This is a genomic window from Rhabdonatronobacter sediminivivens (assembly GCF_013415485.1).
GTDB lineage: Bacteria > Pseudomonadota > Alphaproteobacteria > Rhodobacterales > Rhodobacteraceae > Rhabdonatronobacter > Rhabdonatronobacter sediminivivens.
This window is the reverse complement of sequence record NZ_JACBXS010000011.1, coordinates 48,330-68,421: the sequence shown is the minus strand read 5'-3', so window position 1 is coordinate 68,421 and position 20,092 is coordinate 48,330. Positions and strand designations below refer to the sequence as shown.

Below are 20,092 nucleotides of genomic sequence, written 5' to 3'. Positions count from 1 at the left end.
CGATGCGCTGTTACGTTCAATCCCTGACGCTGGCGCAATTCCGCTCACACGCCCGGGCGCGGGTGTTGGCGGACGGACGGCCTGTGGCGCTGTTTGGTCCCAATGGGGCGGGCAAGACGAACCTGCTTGAAGCCGTGTCGATGCTGTCGCCGGGGCGCGGGCTGCGCCGGGCGGGGGCGGATGATCTGGCGCGGCGCCCTGCGGGACTGGGCTGGAAGATCCGGGCCGAGGTTCAGGGCAGCGATGGCACGCATGAGATCGAAACCGCAGCCCCCCCCGGGCAGTCGCGCAGCGTGCGCATCGACGGCAAACTGACCCCTCAGCTGGCGCTGGGGCGGGTTTTGGCGATGTTGTGGCTGACCCCGGCCATGGACCGGTTGTGGACCGAAGGCGCCGAGGGGCGGCGGCGGTTTCTGGACCGGATGGTGATGAGTTTCCTGCCCGATCACGCCGAGGCCGTCCTGACCTATGAGCGTGCCATGCGCGAACGCAACCGGCTGTTGCGTGATCAGATCGGCGATGATGCCTGGTATGGTGCGCTGGAGCACCAGATGTCCGAAAGCGGCGCGCAGATCACGGCCAACCGCCGAACGGCCCTGTTGGCCCTGGCCGAGGCAACCACCGGCGCGCAGACCGCCTTTCCTGCCGCCGAGCTATCCCTGACCGGCCCCGATGACAGCCCCCAGCCGGACACCGTGGCCGATCTTCGCGCAGCCCTGGCCGAAGGGCGCCGCCGGGACATGGCCGCGGGGCGCAGCCTGTCGGGGCCGCACCGGGCCGATCTGGGTGCGGTCTATGCCGCCAAGGGGCAGCCGGCGGCGCTGTGTTCGACCGGCGAGCAGAAGGCGCTGCTGATCTCGATGGTGCTGGCCAATGCCCGGGCGCTGATGGCCCGGCGCGGGCTGGCGCCGGTCCTGCTGCTGGACGAGGTCGCCGCCCATCTTGACGCCGACCGCCGCGCCGCGCTTTATGACGAGGTTCTGGCCCTGGACGTGCAAGCCTGGATGACCGGGACCGGGCAGGAGTTGTTCGCAGGGACCGGCCACCGGCTGCAGGGACTGCGGGTAACCCAGGCCGAGGGGATCTCTGCCATCGAGGAAAAGGAACTGCCATGACCCTGCCCCGCCAGCGCGTTTCGCTGATTACCCTGGGCGTCCGGGACCTTGACCGCGCGCGGGCATTCTATGCCGCATGGGGCTGGGAAGCGGTGCAAACCCTGCCCTCGGTGGTATTCTACCGGATGGACGGCATGGCGCTGGGCCTGTTCGGGCGTGATGATCTGGCCGCCGATCAGGGGCAACCGGGCGCCGCACTTGGCACCGGCGCCATCACATTGGCGCAGAATTTTGCGGACCGCGATGGGGTCGATGCCGCCTGGGCACTGGCGCTGGCGGCGGGGGCAACGCCGCTCAAGGAACCGCAGGCCGTGTTCTGGGGCGGGTATTCGGGCTATTTCGCCGACCCGGACGGCCATGTCTGGGAGTTGGCGCATAATCCGTACTGGCCCCTGGATCAGGACGGGCGGTTGCACATTCCGGACCCTGAGGCATGAGCGCCTCGGCCTTTGATCTGGTGCTCTATTCCGGGGCCATCCTGATCCTGTTCCTGACCCCCGGCCCGGTCTGGGTGGCGCTGACCGCACGCGCGCTGTCGGGCGGGTTCCGGCAATCCTGGCCGCTGGCGGTGGGCGTGTCGCTGGGCGATCTGATGTGGCCGCTGGCGGCGATCTTCGGCCTGGCCTGGATCCTGACCGTGTATGACGGGATCATCGACAATCTGCGCTGGGTGGCGGTGGGGACCTTTGTGATCATGGGCGGCGCGCTGATCCGCAACGCCGAAAAGCCGGTCAGCACCGACAGCCGCCTGACCCGGCCGGGCCGCGCGGCGGGGTTTCTGGCCGGGGTGGTGGTGATCCTGGCCAACCCCAAGGCGATCCTGTTCTACATGGGCATGTTGCCGGGGTTCTTTGACCTTGGCCGTATCACCGCCGCGGATATCGCCGCGATCCTGCTGATTTCCGCCACCATTCCGCTGGCCGGAAACCTGTTGCTGGCGCTGATGATCGACCGGGTGCGGCAGGTGTTGCAATCGCCGCGCGCGCTGGCCCGGACCAACCGGATTTCGGGCGTGTTGCTGATCGGTGTGGGGGTGCTGATCGCGCTGGGATAACCCTTGCGTGACGGGGCGCGCGCCCCCCCCGAATATGGTGTGCCGGGCGTGACATGCCGGGGCGAAGCGACTATACAGGGCGCAGGTTACAGGCAGGTTGGCGGAATGAGCGAAGCAGCAGCAGAAAAACAGGACTACGGCGCCGATTCCATCAAGGTTCTCAAGGGCCTGGATGCCGTGCGCAAACGGCCGGGCATGTATATCGGGGATACCGATGACGGCTCGGGGCTGCATCACATGGTCTATGAGGTGGTGGACAACGGCATCGACGAGGCGCTGGCCGGTCACGCCGACCGGGTGGAGGTGATCATCCACGCCGACAGTTCGGTGTCGGTCATGGACAACGGGCGCGGCGTGCCGACCGATATCCACGCCGAGGAAGGCGTTTCGGCCGCCGAGGTCATCATGACCCAGCTGCACGCGGGCGGGAAATTCGACCAGAACAGTTACAAGGTCTCGGGCGGGTTGCACGGGGTTGGCGTGTCGGTGGTGAATGCCCTGTCGGACTGGCTGGAGCTGCGCATCTGGCGCAATGGCAAGGAGCATGTCGCCCGGTTCGAACGCGGCGAAACTGCGGAGCACCTGCGGGTGGTGGGTGATGCCGAAGGCAAGACCGGGACCGAGGTGCGGTTTCTGGCCTCGACCACCACGTTTTCCAACCTGGACTACAGTTTCAAGACGCTGGAAAACCGGCTGCGCGAACTGGCCTTCCTGAACTCGGGCGTCCGCATCGTGCTGGAAGATCACCGCCCCGCCGAAATGCTGCGCTCGGAACTGCATTACGAAGGTGGGGTGCGCGAGTTCGTCCGGCACCTGGACCGCTCCAAGAGCCCGGTCCTGTCCGAGCCCATCCACATCGAAGGCGAACGTGACGGGATCGGCGTGGAAGTCGCCATGTGGTGGAATGACAGCTATCATGAAACCGTGCTGCCCTTTACCAACAACATCCCCCAGCGCGATGGCGGCACCCATATGGCGGGGTTTCGCGGGGCGCTGACCCGCACCATTACCCGCTACGCGCAGGACAGCGGCATCGCCAAGCGCGAGAAGGTCAGCTTTACCGGCGATGACGCGCGCGAGGGGCTGACCTGCGTGCTGTCCGTGAAGGTACCGGACCCGAAGTTTTCCAGCCAGACCAAGGACAAGCTGGTATCGTCCGAAGTGCGCCCGGTGGTGGAATCGCTGGTCTCCGAGAAACTGGCCGAGTGGTTCGAGGAACACCCCGCCGAGGCCAAGGCGATCGTTTCCAAGATCGTCGAGGCCGCGCTGGCGCGTGAGGCGGCGCGCAAGGCGCGCGACCTGACCCGGCGCAAGACGGCGCTGGATGTGGCCTCGCTGCCCGGCAAGCTCGCGGATTGCCAGGAGAAGGACCCCGCTCTGTCGGAGCTCTTCATCGTCGAGGGTGACAGCGCCGGTGGCTCGGCCAAGCAGGGACGGTCGCGCGCCAATCAGGCGGTGCTGCCGCTCCGCGGCAAGATCCTGAACGTGGAGCGTGCGCGCTTTGACCGGATGCTGTCGAGCCAGGAAATCGGCACGCTGATCACCGCGCTGGGCACCGGAATCGGACGCGACGAGTTCGACCTGAGCAAGCTGCGCTACCACAAGATCATCATCATGACGGATGCCGATGTGGATGGCGCGCATATCCGCACGCTGCTTCTGACCTTCTTCTTCCGCCAGATGCCCGAGCTGATCGAAGCGGGGCATCTCTACATCGCCGAACCGCCGCTCTTCAAGGTCGCGCGCGGCAAGTCCGAGGTCTATCTGAAGGACAAACCCGCGCTGGAGGATTACCTGATCGGCCAGGGCGTCGAAGGCGCCATGCTGCGGCTGGGCAGCGGTGAGGAGATCGTGGGCACCGACCTGGCCCGCGTGGTGACCGAAGCGCGATCCGTGCGCCGCGCGCTTGAAGCCTTTCCCACCCATTACCCGCAGCATATTCTGGAACAGGCCGCCATTGCCGGGGCGCTGTCGCCCGAGGCGCTGGCGAGCGCGCCGCAGGAACTGGCCGACCGGGTGGCCGCGCGGCTGGATGCGGTGGCCGCTGAATATGAGCGCGGCTGGCAGGGGCGGCCCACCCAGGATGGCGGGCTGCGGCTGAGCCGCGTGCTGCGGGGCGTTGAAGAGGTACGCGCCCTGGACGGCCCGGTGCTGCGTTCGGGTGAGGCACGGCGGCTGGCGGCACACACCCCGACATTGCAGGAAACCTATGGCCAGCCCGCGACGCTGATGCGAAAGGACCGCGCGCAGGCCATCCACGGGCCGGTTGCGCTGCTCAATGCCATCCTGGCCGAAGGCGAGAAGGGGCTGAGCCTGCAGCGCTACAAGGGTCTGGGCGAGATGAACCCGGGCCAGTTGTGGGAAACCACCCTGGACCCGGATGCGCGCACGCTGCTGCAGGTGCGGGTCGAGGATCTGGCCGAGGCAGATAACCTGTTCACCAAGCTGATGGGCGATGTGGTGGAGCCGCGCCGCGAGTTCATCCAGTCGAATGCGCTGAGCGTGGAGAATCTGGACGCCTGAGTTTTCCGTGCCCGGGGCCAGCGCACCGCGCCCCGGCACGCCTCCCACCCACCCACCCCGGCGCGCCGGGGCGCGGGGCATCCCTGACAGGAGAGTGCTGCAAATGGATCTGACGGCCATCACCTCAAGCTATCGCCGCTGGGCGCCAGTTTATGACGACACCTTTGGCAGGATCACCCGCAAGGGCCGGCGACAGGCGACCGAGGCGGTCAATGCCACGAATGGACGGGTGCTGGAGGTCGGCGTGGGCACGGGCCTGTCGCTGGGGGATTATGCCGCGCATCTGGAGGTGACGGGGATCGATTTCTCGGATGAGATGCTGGCCCGCGCCCGCCGCCGCGTGGCCGAGGACAAGCTGGCCCAGGTGCGCGAGCTGCGCCAGATGGATGCGCGGTCGCTGGATTTCCCCGACGGGCATTTCGACACCGTGGTGGCGATGTATCTGGTCTCGGTCGTGCCCGAGCCCGAGCGGGTCATGGCCGAGATTGCCCGGGTGTGCAAACCCGGCGGGCAGGTGATCATCGTCAACCATTTCGCGCGTGAGCGGGGCGCGCTGGCCATGATCGAGCGGGCCTTTGCGCCCTTGGCGGGCTGGCTGGGCTGGCATCCGGATTTCCCCAAGGCGCGCATTCTGGGCGAACGCGCGCTGGAAGTGACCGAAGAGCGCCCGCTGGGTCTGTTCACCTTTATCCGGATGGAGAAAGCAGCATGAGCGGCACCATGCGCGCCATCGCCTATGAGCAAACCGGCCCGGCCCATGACGTGCTGGCGCTGCAAGAGCTGCCCCGGCCCAGCCCGGCGCCGGGCGAGGTTCTGGTCAAGGTTGCCTATTCCGGGGTGAACCCCTCGGATGCCAAGACCCGCGCCGGGGCGCGGGGGGCGCTGGCCTGGCCGCGGGTGATCCCCCATAGCGATGGCTCGGGCGTGATCGCTGGGGTCGGCGCAGGCGTGGACCCGGGGCGCTTGGGCCAGCGGGTCTGGCTGTGGAACGCGGCCTGGGGGCGGGCGCATGGCAGTTGCGCCGAATATATCGCCCTTCCGGCGGCGCAGGCCGTCGCCCTGCCCGATGCCGCCCGCCTGACCGACGGCGCCTGTCTGGGCATCCCCGCGCTGACGGCGCATCGCTGCCTGTTTGCCGATGGGCCGATCGACGGGCAGGTGGTGCTGGTCACCGGCGGTGCGGGTGCCGTGGGCGCCTATGCGGTGCAGATGGCGAAGCTGGCGGGGGCGGCTCGGGTGATCGCCACGGTCAGCGGGCCGGAGAAGGCGGCCCATGCAAGCGCCATGGGGGCGGATGCGGTGGTGAATTACCGCGAGGATGGCGTGGCCGAAGCAATTCTCGAGGCTGCAGGCGGCGCGCGGGTGGACCGGATTGTCGAGGTGGAGTTCGGCGGCAATCTGGCGGTGACCCGCGCGGTTCTGGCCGAGAACGGGATCGTTGCCGCCTATGGCTCCATGGCCGCACCGGAGCCCGCGCTGCCGTTCTATCCGATGATGTTCGACGCCCAGAGCCTGCGCATGGTGCTGGTCTACAAACTGCCGCAGGCGGCGCGGCAGGCAGGGATTGCCGATGTCACGCTCTGGCTGGAAGCGGGGGCGTTGCAGCACCCGGTGGCCGGGGTGCATCCGATCAAGGACACGGCGCAGGCCCATGACGCTGTTCTGGCGCCGGGGCGGATCGGTGCGATGCTGGTGCGCGTGGCCGGGGACAACTGAGGCCACGCAAGCCACTTTCCCGCCCTGCGCATGGCGCATGGCGCAGGGCAGCGCCCCCGAAGCGCCATGGGTGGGCGGGCGGGGCGCTGAGGGGGCGCTTCCACCACGCCGCCGATACTGGCACGGCTGGTTCAGTGCGGAATATCCAGCACGATCTTGCCGATATGGGCCGAGCTTTCCAGCCGGGCATGGGCCGCGGCTGCCTGGTCCAGGGCAAAGGCACGGTCCATCACCGGGGCGATCCGCCCACTGGTCAGATGTGGCCAGATCTCGCGCTCCAGATCCCGGGCGATGGCGGCTTTGGCAGCGACGGATTGCGGGCGCAGGGTGGACCCGGTGACTGTCAGGCGGCGCACCATCAGTTCGGCGAAATTCAGCGTAACTTCGGCACCCTGAAGAAAGGCGATCTGCACCAGCCGCCCGTCATCGGCCAGGGCCTGCACATTGCGGGGCAGGTAATCGCCGCCGACCATATCCAGGATCAGATCCGCCCCACCCTCGGCCTTCAGGGCGGCGACGAAATCCTGCGTGCGGTAGTTGATCGCGCGTTCGGCTCCTAGCGCGATGCAGGCAGCGCATTTTTCATCCGATCCGGCGGTGGCAAAGACGCGCGCGCCCCATAGCCGGGCCAGCTGGATGGCCGTGGTGCCGATCCCCGATGACCCGCCATGCACCAGAAAGCGCGCACCAGAGCGCAGGCCGCCACGCAGGACGACATTGGTCCAGACGGTGAAGAATGTCTCTGGCAGGCAGGCGGCCTGGGCCAGAGAGAGCCCCGCGGGGATGGGGAGGGCGTGGGCGGCCTCGGTCAGGGCGAATTCGGCATAACCGCCGCCGGGCAGCAGTGCGCAGACCGGATCCCCCACCTGCCAGCGGGTGACGCCCGCGCCGATGGCCGCCACATGCCCTGCGCCTTCCAGCCCCGGCAGGTCCGAAGCGCCGGTGGGTGGCGCGTAACTGCCCGCGCGCTGCAACGCATCAGGACGGTTCACCCCGGCATGGGCCAGGCGGATGAGGATCTGCCCGGCACCGGGCACGGGCACCGGGCGCGTGACCGGGCGCAGGACATCGGGCCCTCCGGGGATGGAGATTTCCACGGCGCGCATGGTCTGGGGCAGGGACATTCGCGGAACCTTCGGGCTATGTGGCCTGTGGCGGGAGTATTTCGGGCAAGATGAAGCCGCAGGGGTATTGTTGCGGGTCAGGTGCGGGCGGGCTGGCGGGAATGGGCGTAGTCCCAATAGAGCTCTCGGGCGCGCTGCGCCACCGGACCGGTGCCCAGGGTCCGATCCTGATAGCGTTCGACGGGCATCACCTTGGCGATGTTGCCGGTGACGAAGATTTCCTCGGCCCTGTCGAAATCGGCGAGGGTGAGGGAGGTCTCCTGCACCTCGACCCTTTCGGCGCGCAGGAGCGCGATGATGCGCTGCCGGGTGATGCCGTTGAGAAAGGTGCCGTTGGGCACCGGCGTGAACACCACGCCATCGCGCACCATGAACACATTGGTCGAGGCGGTTTCGGCCACGTTCCCGTCCACATCCAGCGACAGGGCGTTGGAGAAGCCGCGCTTGCGGGCATCGGCCATGATGCGGGCGTTGTTGGCATAGAGCGCGCCGGCCTTGGCCTCGGTCGTGGCCATGTCAGGGCGGGGGCGGCAGAAGGGCGAGACGGTGAGCGAAAAGGCCCCCGGTGCGGGCATGGACAGGCTTTCGATGCAGATGGCGAAGCCCGTGCTTTCGGGGACGGCATCGATGATCCCCGGCGTGCTGTCGCGCGACCACATCATCGGGCGCAGATAGAGCGCGGCATCAGGGGCAAAATGGGTGCAACCCTCTTCCAGCAGGCCCTGGACGGTGGCGGCATCGACCGGGGGGGTCATGGCCATGGCCTCGGCCGAGCGGATGATGCGCGCGGCATGCAGGTCCAGGTCCGGGCGGGTGCCTTCGAACTGGCGCGCGCCGTCGAACACGGTGCTGCCAAGCCAGGCAGCATGGTCGGCGGCGTTGATGATCGGCGCGTTGCCGCGGTGCCACTGACCTTCGTACCAGGTGACGATTTCACTGCTGACCGCCATTGCTGCCCCCTTTTCCTTGGAACCCTGTGCCAAACCGCGCGCAAGGTGCGCGCTGGGGGCGGCAGGGTCAAGCCCCGGGTTCGGTGGCCGACCCCTGCGGCGGCGGGGCCCAGCGGCCCGGCATGTTGTCCTGCACCGCATCCGAAGGTGCGCGCACCTTTCCGGCCAGCCAGAGCGGCCCGGCAAAGAGCGTCTTGAACAGCGCGTTGCGGTTGGCGGCGGCCTTGACCCGTTCGAACTGCATCACATCATCGATGCGGCGGTCCAGAAACGCCCAGGTGGCTTCGGACTCCGGGCTGTTGTCACCCAGCCAGTAGAGCACGGTCGAGGAATAGACCCCCGAGAGGATCGCGCGCTTGGTGTACCAGTTGATATCGTCCGAAGGATCGCCCAGCGCGGACCAGATGGCATCGGCGGTATTCCAGGTCAGGCGGGCGCCTTCGGGGGCCAGATGTGGCAGGGAAAACAGGGCAATGCCGCGGCGCACGACCTCGCGGTCGCCGGCCAGTTCCAGCCGCAGGCGCACCGCGCGGGCCACGCGGTCACGGATACGCAGCGCGCCCAGATCGGCGCGCTGGACGGCGCCTTTCAGCGCGGAATCGCCGCGCTGATGAAACGCCACGGCCAGATCGGTGGCACCCCGTGGGCATGCGGCCCGTGCAACAGCGGGGTCGGCCCCGATATCGGCAATGGCGGCGCGAAAGCTGGCTTCGCTCCAGCCATCGAAGGGGACGTGCAGCAGGGCTGCATCCAGCAGCTGATCCTTGATCTGCGGGGTTTCAACGGTCATCGGCGCCTCCTGGTCTGACACCTAAGTGTAGCGCCGCGCCGCAGCATGTCCAGCTGTGGACAAGCTCCAGGCAGTTTGCTATAGCGCAGGCTCCTGCACATCATGCAAACTCTAACTTAGGAAGGTGGTGAAGACCACATGCAGGTAAGTGTTCGTGACAACAACGTCGATCAGGCATTGCGCGCGCTGAAGAAGAAGCTCCAGCGCGAAGGCGTGTTCCGCGAAATGAAGCTCAAGCAGCATTTCGAGAAGCCGTCCGAGAAGAAAGCCCGTGAACGCGCCGAGGCGATTCGCCGGGCCCGCAAGCTGGCGCGCAAGAAGGCGCAGCGCGAAGGTCTGCTCTGATCCCGCGATCACAGGTGGCCGGGGTTTCCGGTGCCACGATGAACCCCCGCGCCCTGGCCCGGGGGTTTTTCATTTGGTGCGAGGCATGGCCACGCGGGATCACGGACATTGCAGCGTTCGTCTGACGGGTTGTTGAGTGGCGCGCATCTGCGGCAGGGACGATCCCCTAGCAGGCTGCTGAAAATGTCGCCCGCCTCCAAATGTTCAGGCATGGGACCGGGAAACTGTTCCTCGGCACGCTTTCCACAAGCCCTGTTCCGGGCGACCAGCCCGGGACGCGCCCGACCCTCCCCCGGGAGGGCGCATCCCTTCGCTCCGGGGGTCGATGTAGGAACAGGAACAGTTTTCCTGACAGGCACTGCCCAATCTTCTTCTTCAGCAGCCTGCTAGAGGCCCGAGCGCGTGACCCCCAGCAGCCCCATGGTGCGCAGGGTGGTGACGGGGTATTCAGGCTCGGACATCAGTTCCAGCGAGAAATCCGGCTCCAGCGCGCGCAGGCGGCCCAGCGCCTCGGCTGCGCCGGCCTCATCGCCCCGGTAAAACCGCAGCGCTGCCAGGAATCGCAGGGATGCGCAATTGTCCGGCGCATGGGCCAGGGCGGCCTCGGCCAGGCGCTCGGCCTCGGCGAAGCGGCCCAGACGGATCTGCACGGCACTGCGCCGCAACAGCAGATTCGCCGGACCCAGGATCGACAGCGGTCCGACCGAGGCGCGCAACAGCGCCGTATGGGCATCGCGGTCACGCCCGGCATCCATCAGCGCCTGTGCCAGTGCATGATGGGCCAACTCGTCATCGGGGGAGATGCGACAGGCCATCCGCGCCAGTTCCATCGCCCCGCCGGTATCGCCGCGCCAGGAATGCAGGTTCGAGGCCACCGCCAGCGCCATGGGGTTGCCCGGCGCCCGCTCCAGCGCCCGGGCGGCAAAGGCATTGGCCTCGTCCAGCCGCGTTTGCGGATCACCGGCCTTGCGCTCGATCACCATCGTGTAGCGCAGATGTGCGCGCAACGACAGGCCGGTGGCGCTTTCGGCCAGTGCCGGGAACTGCGCCATCTGCTGGTCCGCAGCCAGCAGCCGATCGCGCGAGTGGCTGAAGACATCGCGCAGCGGCATGGTCGGCACCGGCCCCGGCAGCTTCTGCGCCCCATCCAGCAGGCCGATGATGACGCTGGCCACCGCCCGGCGCATCACCGGCGCCCCGGCGTCCAGGGGCAGCACAAGGTTCTGGGTCCAGAGCGGGCGGCCCGTGGCCAGGTCACGCAGCATCAGCAGCAGCATCACCCGATCGCCCGCGGCACTGTACATCCCGCCCAGCCCCAGCCCCGTGCCGCCTTCGGGCAGGCGGGCGACATGCTGGACATCGACGGGCAGCAGATCACTGGCGCGCCCTACCGCGTCATGCACCACCATGGCCGCCAGCACCGCGGCCTGCGGCGCGGCCCCTTCCAGATCGGCAACGACCAGGCGCAACCGTTCGGGCGGCGGCGGTGCCACGGGCACGGGCGCGGGCGCGTCCTCCAGATGCAGGCGCATGTCGCGCAGCCAGTCCTCGAACTCGGGGTCCGGGATATCCAGATCGGCGGCGAACTCCTGCGGCTGGCCGACGGCATCCAGCACCGGCGACAGATCCACCTGCACCCGCTGCGGGTCCAGCCCCACCCACCCCGGCCCCCGGGCCAGGGCCGCGCGGTGATCCGGGCCCAGCGTCTGGCGCAGCTCATGCAGGGTCTGGCGCAGGGAATTGGCCCCATGCTGCGGGGCGCTTTCGCTCCAGAGCCGGTCCTGCAGATGGCTGCGCTGCATCCGGCATTCGGACGCCGTGCCCAACAGCGCCAGAACCCCCCGGGCCTTCTGGCCGCGGGGCGTCAGATCCTCGCCTTGTGGGCCAAGCAGTCGCACAGGCCCCATCAACCGCAGAGTAACTCGCATGATAGACACCGACACGAAACTGTGAAAACCTATCCTTACAGACGTTCCTTTCCAAGGTCACTTGCTTTCGTTCCCATAAGACGAAGGAGCCGACACGGTGCTAACCAATTCCTACAATTCGTATAATTCCTACAACTCGTACAATTCGTACAATTCCTATGGCGCCAGCAACTCCTATGCCGGGCTGGACGGGGGCGCGGACCCTTCACTGGCCGCGGCCCTTATGGCCGCGCGCGACGGGATCATCGATGGCGCGGTCCCCGCCCCGCAGGCCCCCGCCCCGCAGCCGCTGGGCCCCGCCTGCAAGCTGCGCCGACTGGAGCCGCATTTCGCCCTGTCGGTGCTGCTGTTCGAGGCGCTTGAGGCGCTGGCGGTGACGGCGGGCAGTGACTGCGCAACACCACACGCCACCCTGGCCGCCCGCCAATCCGATGGCGCGCTGGAGCCGCTCTTGCGGATGGACCGCCCCTCGGACGCCGATTTTGCAGCCGAATTGGCGCTGATCGAAGGCTATGGCGATCTGCGCAGCGAACGGTTGCCGGAGATCCTGGTGCAGCGCGGGTCGCTGGTGCCGTTCTTTGCCGCCATTCTGCATCTGAACCCGCTCCATGCCCCGGCGACAGCGCTGGTGCTGGATCTGACGCAGGAGTTGGCGACGGCGGTGGTGCAACGGGTGAAGCTGGTGTTTTCGGCCCCGCGTCCGCATATGCTCGATGACCGGTTGCAGCCAGTGATCGCCTGTCCCGCGCATGGGGCCTATCCCAGCGGGCATGCGACCCAGGCCTTTGCCCTGGCCACCGTTCTGGACATGCTTTGCCGCGATGCCTCGCCCGCGGCGCAGACACTCCCGGACGCTGACAGCCAGCTCTACCGCATGGCGGCGCGGATTGCGGTGAACCGCACCGTGGCCGGGGTGCATTTCCCGGTGGACAGCGCCGTGGGTGCCCTGCTGGGGGTCACGCTGGGGCGCTGGATGGCGGCGCGGGCAGGGCTGGTGGGCGGCACCTGCCCGGCGCTGGCGTTCAACGGCGGGCACTGGGGCGACAGCGCCCAGGGCGGCAGCCGCGATTTTCACCTGCCCCGACTGGTCGAGGTCATGTCAGCCACAGATCCCTGTCTGTCCACACTCGCGGATGTGCCGGTGACCTCGGCGCCGATGATCTCGGACCTCTGGGATCAGGCGCAGCAGGAATGGGGCCGCAGATGGAGCTGACCTGGACCCCCGCACCGCAGCACGAGGCCGACCGCATCGGCGCGACCGGCGCCCCCCTGACCGATTACATGCTGCACCCGCCCCAGGCGCCCGGCGCGCAGGTCGGCGCACCGCCCGCCCTCTGGCCGGGTTGCGCGGCCTCGGCGCCCGATCCGGCCACCGAACAGGCCGCCTGCGGCGCGCTGGAAGCACTGATCACCGCGGCGCTTGACCCATGATTGCCCAGGCCACGCTGGAGAAATACCGCGCGCTGATCGACCGGCTGCCCGGCTTTGTGCCCCCTGACGCGCTGATCCGCCCCGGGCTGCCGCTGGTCGATGATCCGGAATTCCTGTCACCGCAGGCCCTGCCGCCAGACCCGGGGCGCTGCGCGGTGATCGGGGTGATCGACCATGCCATCCCCTTTGCGCATCGGCTGCTGACCACCGCCTCCGGGCACAGCCGGGTGGCGGCGATCTGGCTGCAGGACGCCCCGGCGCAGGACCGGCGCTGCGATATCGCCTTTGGTCAGGAGCTGCGCGGCCATGCCATCGACCACTATCGCCTGGGCACCGGGGCACGGCGGGGCGAAGCGCAGGTCTATCGCCGGTTCGGGGTGATCGACCCGGCCCGGCGCGGTGGCGTGGACTTGCAGCGCATGGCCAGCCATGGCGCGGCGGTGACGGCGCTTGCGGCGGGTTTCGCGCCCGGGGATCCGCAAGGGCTGGATCATCCGCTGATCGCCGTGTCGCTGCCGGATTTCAGCGTGGCCGATACCTCGGGCAGTTTCTCGCCGCTGTTCATCCAGGCGGCGGTTTTCTACATTCTGGCCCGGGCGCGGGCGCTGGCCCGGGCGCTGGGGCAGAAGCTGCCGGTGGTGATCAACCTGTCCATGGGGCTGACGGCGGGCAGTCTTGACGGCAGCGCGCTGGTCACGCAGCTGCAGGACAGCGTGGCCAGCCAGCCGGATCCGTTGCTGGGTCCGGTTCAGTTCATCCTGCCCAGCGGCAACAGCCGCCAAGGGCGCTTGCGCGGCACGCTGGCCCCGGGCGGGACCATGCAGTGGCACCTGCCCCCCGATGACCGGACCCCTTCGGCGCTGGAGCTTTGGGGCCCTGCATCCCCCCTGCCCCAGCCGCCGCTGCGCCTGACGCTGCAACGCCCCGGGGGCAGCGCCATCGCCACGCAGTTCGGCGGCCCCGGGCTGGCGCGGCTGCTGGATGACACAGGGCACGAGGCTGCACGGCTGATGCTGCAGACCCTCCCTGCGGGGGGCGATCACTGGCGCCAGCGGCTGACGCTGATCGTGCCGCCCACCCGCCCTGCGGCCCCCGGCGCGCCCACGGCCCCGCCCGGGTGCTGGCGGATCACGCTCTGCGCCGACAGCCCCGGCCCCTGCACCATAGCCGTGCAGCGCGATGATACCCTGCCCGGTTTCCGCCCCGGCGGGCGGCAATCCGGGCTGGTGGCTGAAGGATACCGGCGCCGCACCCCCGATGGCCACTGGCCCGAGGCCGACCCGGACAACCTGCCCCCGGGCGCAACAGCCGTGCGGCGCAACGGCACGGTCAATGCGCTGGCGACCGGGCAGACGCAACTGCGGGTGGGGGCCGCCCATGGGCGCGGGGGGCAGGGTCTGCCGCCCTATGGCGGGCTGCTGGAGGATGGAAGCCCCGGCGACCTGCTGGCCCCGGCGGATCGCAGCGCCAACATGCCCGGCCTGCTGGTCCCGGCCAGCCGCGGCAGGGCGCTGCAAAGGTCCAGCGGCACCAGCCTGGCCGCGCCACGCGCCACGCGCTGGCTGGCGATGCAACTGGCCGCAGGCGCTGACCTGACCGACCGCGCGTCCATCGTCGCCGCCGCTTCAGCGCAAGGGCACGCAGGCGCACCGCCGGTCCTGGCGGATATAGGCCCCCTGCCCTGGCGTGACGGCCTGTAACGCGGGGCTTTGTCCGCAACCCGGGGCCTTGTCCGCAACCCGGGGCCTTGTGTCCCGGTCAGGCCCTTGTGGACCCCGGCGATATCCATTCCCCCTGATCTGCGTCAAGGACAACCCGGCGATTCGCCGTCACCCTTTGCCGTGATCCCGCTGACCGCCAGATGTGCGGCCACGGGCGAAGGACGCGCCGCGCATACGCACCCGGGGAGGGGGGGCCATGACACCGCAGTTCATTTCCAAACCCGCGCCGCAAGACGCCACGCGGCGGCGGCAGCAGCAGCCCACAGGATGGGAGGCCGCCCGCAGGCGGCTGCAGGGGCTTGCAGATGGCGGGCTGAACATCGCGCATGAGGCGCTGGACCGGCATGTCGCGGCTGGGCATGGCGATCAGGCGGCGCTGATCTGGCTTGGCAAGGACGGCACCCGGCATGTTCTGAGCTATCGTGATCTGGCCGCCGATGCCGCGCGCTTTGCCCATGTGCTGCGCGCGCATGGGGTCACCCGTGGCGAACGGCTGTTCCTGCTGGCGGGCCGGATACCGGCGCTCTATGCCGCGACGTTGGGGGCGCTGAAAGCCGGTGTGGTGGTCAGCCCGCTCTTTGCCGCCTTCGGCCCGGAACCCGTGCGCGCGCGCATGGAGATCGGCGCGGCCAGCGTGCTGGTGACCACCGCCGCACATTACAAGCGCAAGGTGGCGCCATGGCGCGCCGAGATGCCGGGGCTGAAGCTGGTGCTGATCGTGGGCAATGACGCGCCCGAGGGCTGCGTCGCGCTGGGCCCGGCCATGGCCGCAGCCTCGGAGCATTTCGACACCGTGTCCACCGACCCCGAGGACATGGCGCTTCTGCACTTCACCTCGGGCACCACCGGCCTGCCCAAGGGGGTGGTGCATGTCCATCAGGCGGTGGTGGCGCATTCGGAAACCGGGCGTCTGGCGCTGGACCTGCGCCCGGGCGATGTCTACTGGTGCACCGCCGATCCGGGCTGGGTGACGGGGATGAGCTACGGCATCATCTCGCCCCTGTGCAACCGCGTGACCATGGTGGTGGACGAGGCCGAATTCGACCTTGAGCGCTGGTATGCGATCCTGGAGAACGAGCGCGTGCAGGTCTGGTACACAGCGCCGACGGCGATCCGCATGATGATGCGCGCAGGGCCGAAGGCCGCAGAGGGGCACGATTTCAGCGCGCTGCGGTTTCTCGCCTCGGTCGGTGAGCCGCTGAACGCCGAATGCGTGCTCTGGGGCCAGCAGGTCTTTGGCCTGCCCTTCCATGACAACTGGTGGCAGTCGGAAACCGGCGGCATCATGATCGCCAATACCGCCGAGATGGGCATCAAGCCCGGCGCCATGGGCAAGCCCCTTCCGGGGATCGAGGCCGGGATCGTACAGGTGGAGGGCGAGAGCGTCACAGAACTCCCCGACGGCGAGATCGGCGAGCTGGCGCTGCGCCCCGGCTGGCCGTCGATGATGCGCGAATATCTGGGCCAGCCCGAGCGCTACGCCAAGGTGTTCAAAGGCGGCTGGTATCTGACGGGCGATCTGGCGATGCGCGATCCGGACGGGTATTTCTGGTTCGTGGGCCGCGCCGATGACCTGATCAAGTCTGCCGGGCACCTGATCGGCCCGTTCGAGGTGGAAAGCGCCCTGATCGAACATGAAGCCGTGGCCGAGGCTGCGGTGATCGGCGTGCCGGATGAAACGGCGGGCGAGCTGGTCAAGGCCTTCGTGACCCTGAAAGCGGGCTTCGAGGCCGGAGACGCGCTCGAGCGCGAACTCAGGGGCCATGCGCGCAAGCGCCTTGGCCCCGCCGTCGCCCCGCGCGAGATCGTGTTTCGCGAGAAGCTGCCCCGCACACGCTCGGGCAAGATCATGCGCCGCCTGCTGCGCGCGCGCGAGTTGGGCCTGCCCGAGGGCGATCTGTCCACGCTGGAGGGGGATTCCAAATGACCAAGGTGAAACTGGACCACGTCCACGCGCTGGACCTGCTGCGCGGCATGATCCGTATCCGGCGGTTCGAGGAAAAGAGCTACGAGCTTTACACGCAGGAGCATATCCGCGGCTTCCTGCACCTTTATGATGGCGAGGAAGCGGTGGCGGTGGGCGTCTCTGCGGCGCTAGAGGAACGCGACCGCGTGGTGTCCACCTACCGTGAACACGGCCATGCGCTGGCGCGCGGGATGAGCATGGAATCCGCGCTGGCGGAAATGTACGGCAAGGCCACCGGCTGCGCGGGCGGGCGCGGCGGGTCGATGCATCTCTTTGACCATGAGACCAACCTCTATGGCGGCAATGCCATCGTCGGCGGCGGGTTGCCGCTGGCCGTGGGGCTGGGGCTGGGCGATGCGATGCAAGGCGCAGACCGGATCACCGTCTGTTTCTTTGGCGATGGCGCGCTGGCCGAAGGCGCGTTCCACGAGGCCATGAACCTGGCTGCGCTGTGGAAGCTACCGGTGTTCTTCGTGCTGGAAAACAACCTCTATGCCATGGGCACGGCGGTGGAGCGCGTGCAGGCCAATACCGATTTCGCTGCCCGCGCCGCCAGTTACGGGATGCACGCCGAGTCGGTGGATGGCAATGATGTGGTGGCGGTCGAGGCTGTCGCGCGACGGCTGGTGGCGGCGGCCCGCGCGGGCGAAGGACCGCAATTCCTGCACTGCCAGACCTATCGCACCCGCCCGCATTCCATGTTCGACGCCGAGAAGTACCGCGACAAGTCCGAGGTCGCCGAATGGCGCAAGCGCTCGCCCATCACCCGTTACCAGTCGTGGCTGCTGGAGAACGGGCTGGTCCGGCAAGAGGAAATCGACGCCATCGAGGCAGAGGTAGAGGCGCAGTTGCGCAATGCCGTCGCCGCCTGCGAACAGGCCCCGTGGGAGCCGGTCGAAGACCTGACCCGCCATACGGTCGCCGGGGAACGCCCCGCCCCGCCCGAACCCGTGGCGCCCGGCAAGCTGGTGGACAGCACCTATCGCGACTGTTGCCGCGCGGCGATCACCGATGCGCTGTTGCGCGACGAGCGCGTGTTCATGATGGGCGAGGATATCGGCGCCTATGGCGGGTGCTATGCGGTGTCCATGGGGCTGTTGAAGGAATTCGGCGAAGGGCGCATTCGGGATACTCCGCTGGCCGAGGGCGGCTTTACCGGTGCGGGCATCGGTGCCGCCATGGCCGGGATGCGCCCGATCGTCGAGATCATGACGGTCAACTTCTCGTTGCTGGCGCTGGATCAGATCCTGAACACGGCGGCCACCATGCGCCACATGTCCGGCGGACAGTTCGGCGTGCCGCTGGTGATCCGCATGGCCACCGGCGCGGGGCGACAACTGGCGGCGCAGCACTCGCATTCGCTGGAGAATTACTACGCCCATATTCCGGGGCTGCGGGTGGTGGCACCGGCAACGCTGGAAGATGCGCGGGGCATGCTCTGGACCGCGCTGCAGGAGCCTGACCCGGTGATCCTGTTTGAGCATGTGATGCTCTACAATATGGCCGGGCAGTTGCCCGACAACGCCGGGCCGGTGGATATCGACCGCGCGATGGTGCGCCGCAAGGGGCGCGATGTGACCCTGATTGCCTGGAGCTACAGCCTGTGGAAGGCGCTGGAAGCGGCCGAGGCGCTGGCCGGGGACGGGATCGAGACCGAGGTGATCGACCTGCGCAGCCTGCGCCCCATCGACGATGAAACCATCATGGACTCGGTCGCCCGCACGCGGCGCGCGGTGGTGGTGGATGAAGGCTGGCGCACGGGATCGCTGGCCGGGGAGATTGCGGCGCGCGTGCAGGAGGCGTGTTTCTGGCATCTGGACGCGCCGGTGGGCCGGGTCTGTTCCGCCGAGGTGCCGGTGCCCTATCCGAAGCATCTGGAAACCGCGGCGCTGCCGCAGGTCGCGGATATCGTGGCGGCGGTGAAGGCGTTGCCGGGAGTGGGCAAATGAGCATCTTCACCATGCCCTCGCTGGGCGCCGACATGGAGAGCGGGAAGCTGGCCGAATGGCTGGTGGGGCCGGGCGACCGGCTGGCGCGCGGCGATATCGTCGCGGTGGTGGAAACCCAGAAGGGTGCCATCGAGATCGAGATTTTTGAGTCGGGTGAGGTGGTGGAACTTATCGCCGCACCCGGCCAGACCCTGCCCGTGGGTGCGCCGCTGGCGCGCATCCGCAAGCCGGGCGAAGTGGAGGACGAGACGCCCGAAGCGGCTCCCGAACCGGAGCCCGCTGCGCCCGTGACACCGCCCACGCCAGAAAGCGCCCCCTCAGCGCCCCGCCCACCCTCCCATGGCGCTTCGGGGGCGCCGCCCGGTGCCAGGGCACCGGGCAGGGTGCCATCAGGAGCATTGGCCTCGCCCGCCGCCAAGGCGCGGGCTGCGGAAGTGGGGCTTGATCTGAGCGATGTGCCAGGCTCCGGCCCCGGCGGGGCGGTGCTTCTGGCGGATGTCGAGGCGCATGCGAAGGCTTCCGGGAAACCAGCCGCAAAAGGCAAGCCGGGCCTCGACATGGCTGAAATGCGCCGCGCCATTGCTGCTGCCATGTCGCGCGCCAAGCGGGAAATCCCGCATTACTACCTTTCGCACCGGATCGACCTGCAGGCGGCGCAGGACTGGCTGGCCGCGACCAACGCCGAACGCAGCCCCGACAGGCGCTTGCTGATGGGGGCGCTGCTGATCCGCGCCACGGTGCGGGCGCTGGCGAAGGTGCCGGAACTCAATGGCCGTTTCGAGGGCGGGGATTACGCGCCCTCGGACACCATCAATTGCGGCATGGCGGTGGCCATGCGCGGCGGCGGGCTGATTGCGCCCGCGATCATGGATGCGCGCGAGAAGAGCCTTGATGACATCATGGCCGCAATGCGTGATCTGGTCGCCCGCACCCGCACCGGGCGTTTGCGCAACAGCGAAATCACGCAGGGCACCGTCACCATTTCCAGCCTGGGCGAAAACGGGGTGGATGCGCTGTTCGGCGTCATCTACCCGCCGCAGGTGGCGCTGGTGGGCTTTGGCAGCCCGCGCCCGGCGCCCGTGGTGCATGACGGAAGCGTGGCCGCGCGGGTCTGCGTCACCGCAACGCTGGCCGCCGATCACCGTGTCAGCGATGGCCGCCGCGGCGCCACATTCCTTGCCGAAATCGACCGACTGCTGCAGGAGCCAGACACGCTATGACCCCCGAAGACATCCGCGCCGCCTTCATCGAGGATCTGACCTCGGTCGCCCCGGACATCGACCCGGATACGTTGGAGGATGACGCGCATATGCAGGACGATCTGGGCCTGGATTCCATGGATTTCCTGAACCTGGTCAGCGCCTTGCACAAGCGCTTCGGCCTGCCGATCCCGGAGTCGGATTACCCCGAACTGGCCACCACTGCAAAGGCCGTGCGCTATCTGGGCCGGGCGCTGGCGGGCTGACGGGCGTGTGGCTGG

The 20,092-nt window shown here is 68.5% G+C and carries 18 protein-coding genes; 14 read left to right on the top strand and 4 right to left on the bottom strand.

Annotation, left to right across the window (positions count from 1 at the left end; genetic code table 11):
- Positions 1-2: 2 nt before the first annotated feature.
- From recF to HUK65_RS07275, 6 genes are all read left to right on the top strand, one after another.
- Positions 3-1,115, top strand: coding sequence for a DNA replication/repair protein RecF (gene recF / locus HUK65_RS07300; protein ID WP_179905495.1), 1,113 nt, complete (start codon positions 3-5; stop codon positions 1,113-1,115).
- A 2-nt stretch (positions 1,116-1,117) separates the two neighbouring features.
- Positions 1,118-1,552 carry a VOC family protein gene (locus HUK65_RS07295; RefSeq protein ID WP_179905533.1) on the top strand — a complete coding sequence of 145 codons (435 nt, stop codon included), beginning with the start codon at positions 1,118-1,120 and terminating at the stop codon, positions 1,550-1,552.
- The gene (locus tag HUK65_RS07290; protein ID WP_179905494.1) at positions 1,549-2,169 is read left to right on the top strand and encodes a LysE family translocator; all 621 of its coding nucleotides are present in this window, start codon (positions 1,549-1,551) and stop codon (positions 2,167-2,169) included. The genes HUK65_RS07295 and HUK65_RS07290 overlap by 4 nt, the downstream gene beginning before the upstream one ends.
- A 105-nt stretch (positions 2,170-2,274) precedes the next feature.
- Complete coding sequence (gene gyrB / locus HUK65_RS07285; protein ID WP_179905493.1) at positions 2,275-4,692, top strand: DNA topoisomerase (ATP-hydrolyzing) subunit B; 2,418 nt, start codon at positions 2,275-2,277, stop codon at positions 4,690-4,692.
- A 103-nt stretch (positions 4,693-4,795) separates the two neighbouring features.
- Entirely contained in the window at positions 4,796-5,404 is a 609-nt protein-coding gene (locus HUK65_RS07280) for a class I SAM-dependent methyltransferase (protein ID WP_179905492.1), read from the top strand.
- Complete coding sequence (locus HUK65_RS07275; RefSeq protein ID WP_235441819.1) at positions 5,401-6,408, top strand: NADPH:quinone reductase; 1,008 nt, start codon at positions 5,401-5,403, stop codon at positions 6,406-6,408. Before HUK65_RS07280 ends, HUK65_RS07275 begins: the two co-directional genes overlap by 4 nt.
- A 131-nt stretch (positions 6,409-6,539) precedes the next feature.
- Here the strand turns inward: HUK65_RS07275 and HUK65_RS07270 are convergent, their stop codons facing one another.
- From HUK65_RS07270 to HUK65_RS07260, 3 genes are all read right to left on the bottom strand, one after another.
- Entirely contained in the window at positions 6,540-7,532 is a 993-nt protein-coding gene (locus HUK65_RS07270) for an NAD(P)H-quinone oxidoreductase (RefSeq protein WP_179905491.1), read from the bottom strand.
- Between the two features lie 77 nt (positions 7,533-7,609).
- Positions 7,610-8,482, bottom strand: a complete 873-nt coding sequence (locus HUK65_RS07265; RefSeq protein ID WP_179905490.1) for a branched-chain amino acid aminotransferase — start codon at positions 8,480-8,482, stop codon at positions 7,610-7,612.
- Positions 8,483-8,549: 67 nt separating this feature from the next.
- Positions 8,550-9,272 (bottom strand): COQ9 family protein, encoded by a 723-nt coding sequence (locus tag HUK65_RS07260; protein WP_179905489.1) that lies wholly within the window; start codon positions 9,270-9,272, stop codon positions 8,550-8,552.
- 138 nt (positions 9,273-9,410) lie between these two features.
- Between HUK65_RS07260 and rpsU the strand changes: the two genes are divergently transcribed.
- On the top strand, positions 9,411-9,617 hold the full coding sequence (gene rpsU, locus HUK65_RS07255; RefSeq protein ID WP_082055842.1) for a 30S ribosomal protein S21: 207 nt from the start codon (positions 9,411-9,413) through the stop codon (positions 9,615-9,617).
- Positions 9,618-10,003: 386 nt separating this feature from the next.
- Here rpsU and HUK65_RS07250 read toward each other — a convergent pair whose 3' ends face one another.
- Positions 10,004-11,545 (bottom strand): SARP family transcriptional regulator, encoded by a 1,542-nt coding sequence (locus HUK65_RS07250; protein WP_179905488.1) that lies wholly within the window; start codon positions 11,543-11,545, stop codon positions 10,004-10,006.
- 97 nt (positions 11,546-11,642) lie between these two features.
- Between HUK65_RS07250 and HUK65_RS18685 the strand changes: the two genes are divergently transcribed.
- The 7 genes from HUK65_RS18685 to HUK65_RS07215 all read left to right on the top strand — a co-directional run bounded on the left by HUK65_RS18685 (position 11,643) and on the right by HUK65_RS07215 (position 20,077).
- Positions 11,643-12,758, top strand: a complete 1,116-nt coding sequence (locus HUK65_RS18685; protein ID WP_179905487.1) for a phosphatase PAP2 family protein — start codon at positions 11,643-11,645, stop codon at positions 12,756-12,758.
- Complete coding sequence (locus HUK65_RS07240; RefSeq protein ID WP_179905486.1) at positions 12,749-12,976, top strand: hypothetical protein; 228 nt, start codon at positions 12,749-12,751, stop codon at positions 12,974-12,976. The genes HUK65_RS18685 and HUK65_RS07240 overlap by 10 nt, the downstream gene beginning before the upstream one ends.
- Entirely contained in the window at positions 12,973-14,676 is a 1,704-nt protein-coding gene (locus tag HUK65_RS07235; RefSeq protein ID WP_179905485.1) for a S8/S53 family peptidase, read from the top strand. The genes HUK65_RS07240 and HUK65_RS07235 overlap by 4 nt, the downstream gene beginning before the upstream one ends.
- Positions 14,677-14,893: 217 nt before the next feature.
- On the top strand, positions 14,894-16,624 hold the full coding sequence (gene acsA, locus HUK65_RS07230) for an acetate--CoA ligase (RefSeq protein WP_179905484.1): 1,731 nt from the start codon (positions 14,894-14,896) through the stop codon (positions 16,622-16,624).
- Positions 16,621-18,612 carry a pyruvate dehydrogenase (acetyl-transferring) E1 component subunit alpha gene (gene pdhA / locus HUK65_RS07225; protein ID WP_179905483.1) on the top strand — a complete coding sequence of 664 codons (1,992 nt, stop codon included), beginning with the start codon at positions 16,621-16,623 and terminating at the stop codon, positions 18,610-18,612. Before acsA ends, pdhA begins: the two co-directional genes overlap by 4 nt.
- Positions 18,609-19,832 carry a dihydrolipoamide acetyltransferase family protein gene (locus HUK65_RS07220; protein ID WP_179905482.1) on the top strand — a complete coding sequence of 408 codons (1,224 nt, stop codon included), beginning with the start codon at positions 18,609-18,611 and terminating at the stop codon, positions 19,830-19,832. Before pdhA ends, HUK65_RS07220 begins: the two co-directional genes overlap by 4 nt.
- Positions 19,829-20,077, top strand: coding sequence for an acyl carrier protein (locus HUK65_RS07215; RefSeq protein WP_179905481.1), 249 nt, complete (start codon positions 19,829-19,831; stop codon positions 20,075-20,077). The genes HUK65_RS07220 and HUK65_RS07215 overlap by 4 nt, the downstream gene beginning before the upstream one ends.
- Positions 20,078-20,092 lie beyond the last annotated feature (15 nt).

Bases quoted from the DNA above. Each gene is read 5' to 3' on its own strand.
- HUK65_RS07260 (WP_179905489.1), bottom strand. From the start codon at position 9,272: ATGACCGTTGAAACCCCGCAGATCAAGGATCAGCTGCTGGATGCAGCC.
- rpsU (WP_082055842.1), top strand. From the start codon at position 9,411: ATGCAGGTAAGTGTTCGTGACAACAACGTCGATCAGGCATTGCGCGCG.
- HUK65_RS07250 (WP_179905488.1), bottom strand. From the start codon at position 11,545: ATGCGAGTTACTCTGCGGTTGATGGGGCCTGTGCGACTGCTTGGCCCA.
- recF (WP_179905495.1), top strand. From the start codon at position 3: ATGCGCTGTTACGTTCAATCCCTGACGCTGGCGCAATTCCGCTCACAC.
- gyrB (WP_179905493.1), top strand. From the start codon at position 2,275: ATGAGCGAAGCAGCAGCAGAAAAACAGGACTACGGCGCCGATTCCATC.
- HUK65_RS07240 (WP_179905486.1), top strand. From the start codon at position 12,749: ATGGAGCTGACCTGGACCCCCGCACCGCAGCACGAGGCCGACCGCATC.
- pdhA (WP_179905483.1), top strand. From the start codon at position 16,621: ATGACCAAGGTGAAACTGGACCACGTCCACGCGCTGGACCTGCTGCGC.
- HUK65_RS07235 (WP_179905485.1), top strand. From the start codon at position 12,973: ATGATTGCCCAGGCCACGCTGGAGAAATACCGCGCGCTGATCGACCGG.
- HUK65_RS07265 (WP_179905490.1), bottom strand. From the start codon at position 8,482: ATGGCGGTCAGCAGTGAAATCGTCACCTGGTACGAAGGTCAGTGGCAC.
- HUK65_RS07220 (WP_179905482.1), top strand. From the start codon at position 18,609: ATGAGCATCTTCACCATGCCCTCGCTGGGCGCCGACATGGAGAGCGGG.
- HUK65_RS07290 (WP_179905494.1), top strand. From the start codon at position 1,549: ATGAGCGCCTCGGCCTTTGATCTGGTGCTCTATTCCGGGGCCATCCTG.
- HUK65_RS07270 (WP_179905491.1), bottom strand. From the start codon at position 7,532: ATGTCCCTGCCCCAGACCATGCGCGCCGTGGAAATCTCCATCCCCGGA.
- acsA (WP_179905484.1), top strand. From the start codon at position 14,894: ATGACACCGCAGTTCATTTCCAAACCCGCGCCGCAAGACGCCACGCGG.
- HUK65_RS07275 (WP_235441819.1), top strand. From the start codon at position 5,401: ATGAGCGGCACCATGCGCGCCATCGCCTATGAGCAAACCGGCCCGGCC.
- HUK65_RS07215 (WP_179905481.1), top strand. From the start codon at position 19,829: ATGACCCCCGAAGACATCCGCGCCGCCTTCATCGAGGATCTGACCTCG.
- HUK65_RS07280 (WP_179905492.1), top strand. From the start codon at position 4,796: ATGGATCTGACGGCCATCACCTCAAGCTATCGCCGCTGGGCGCCAGTT.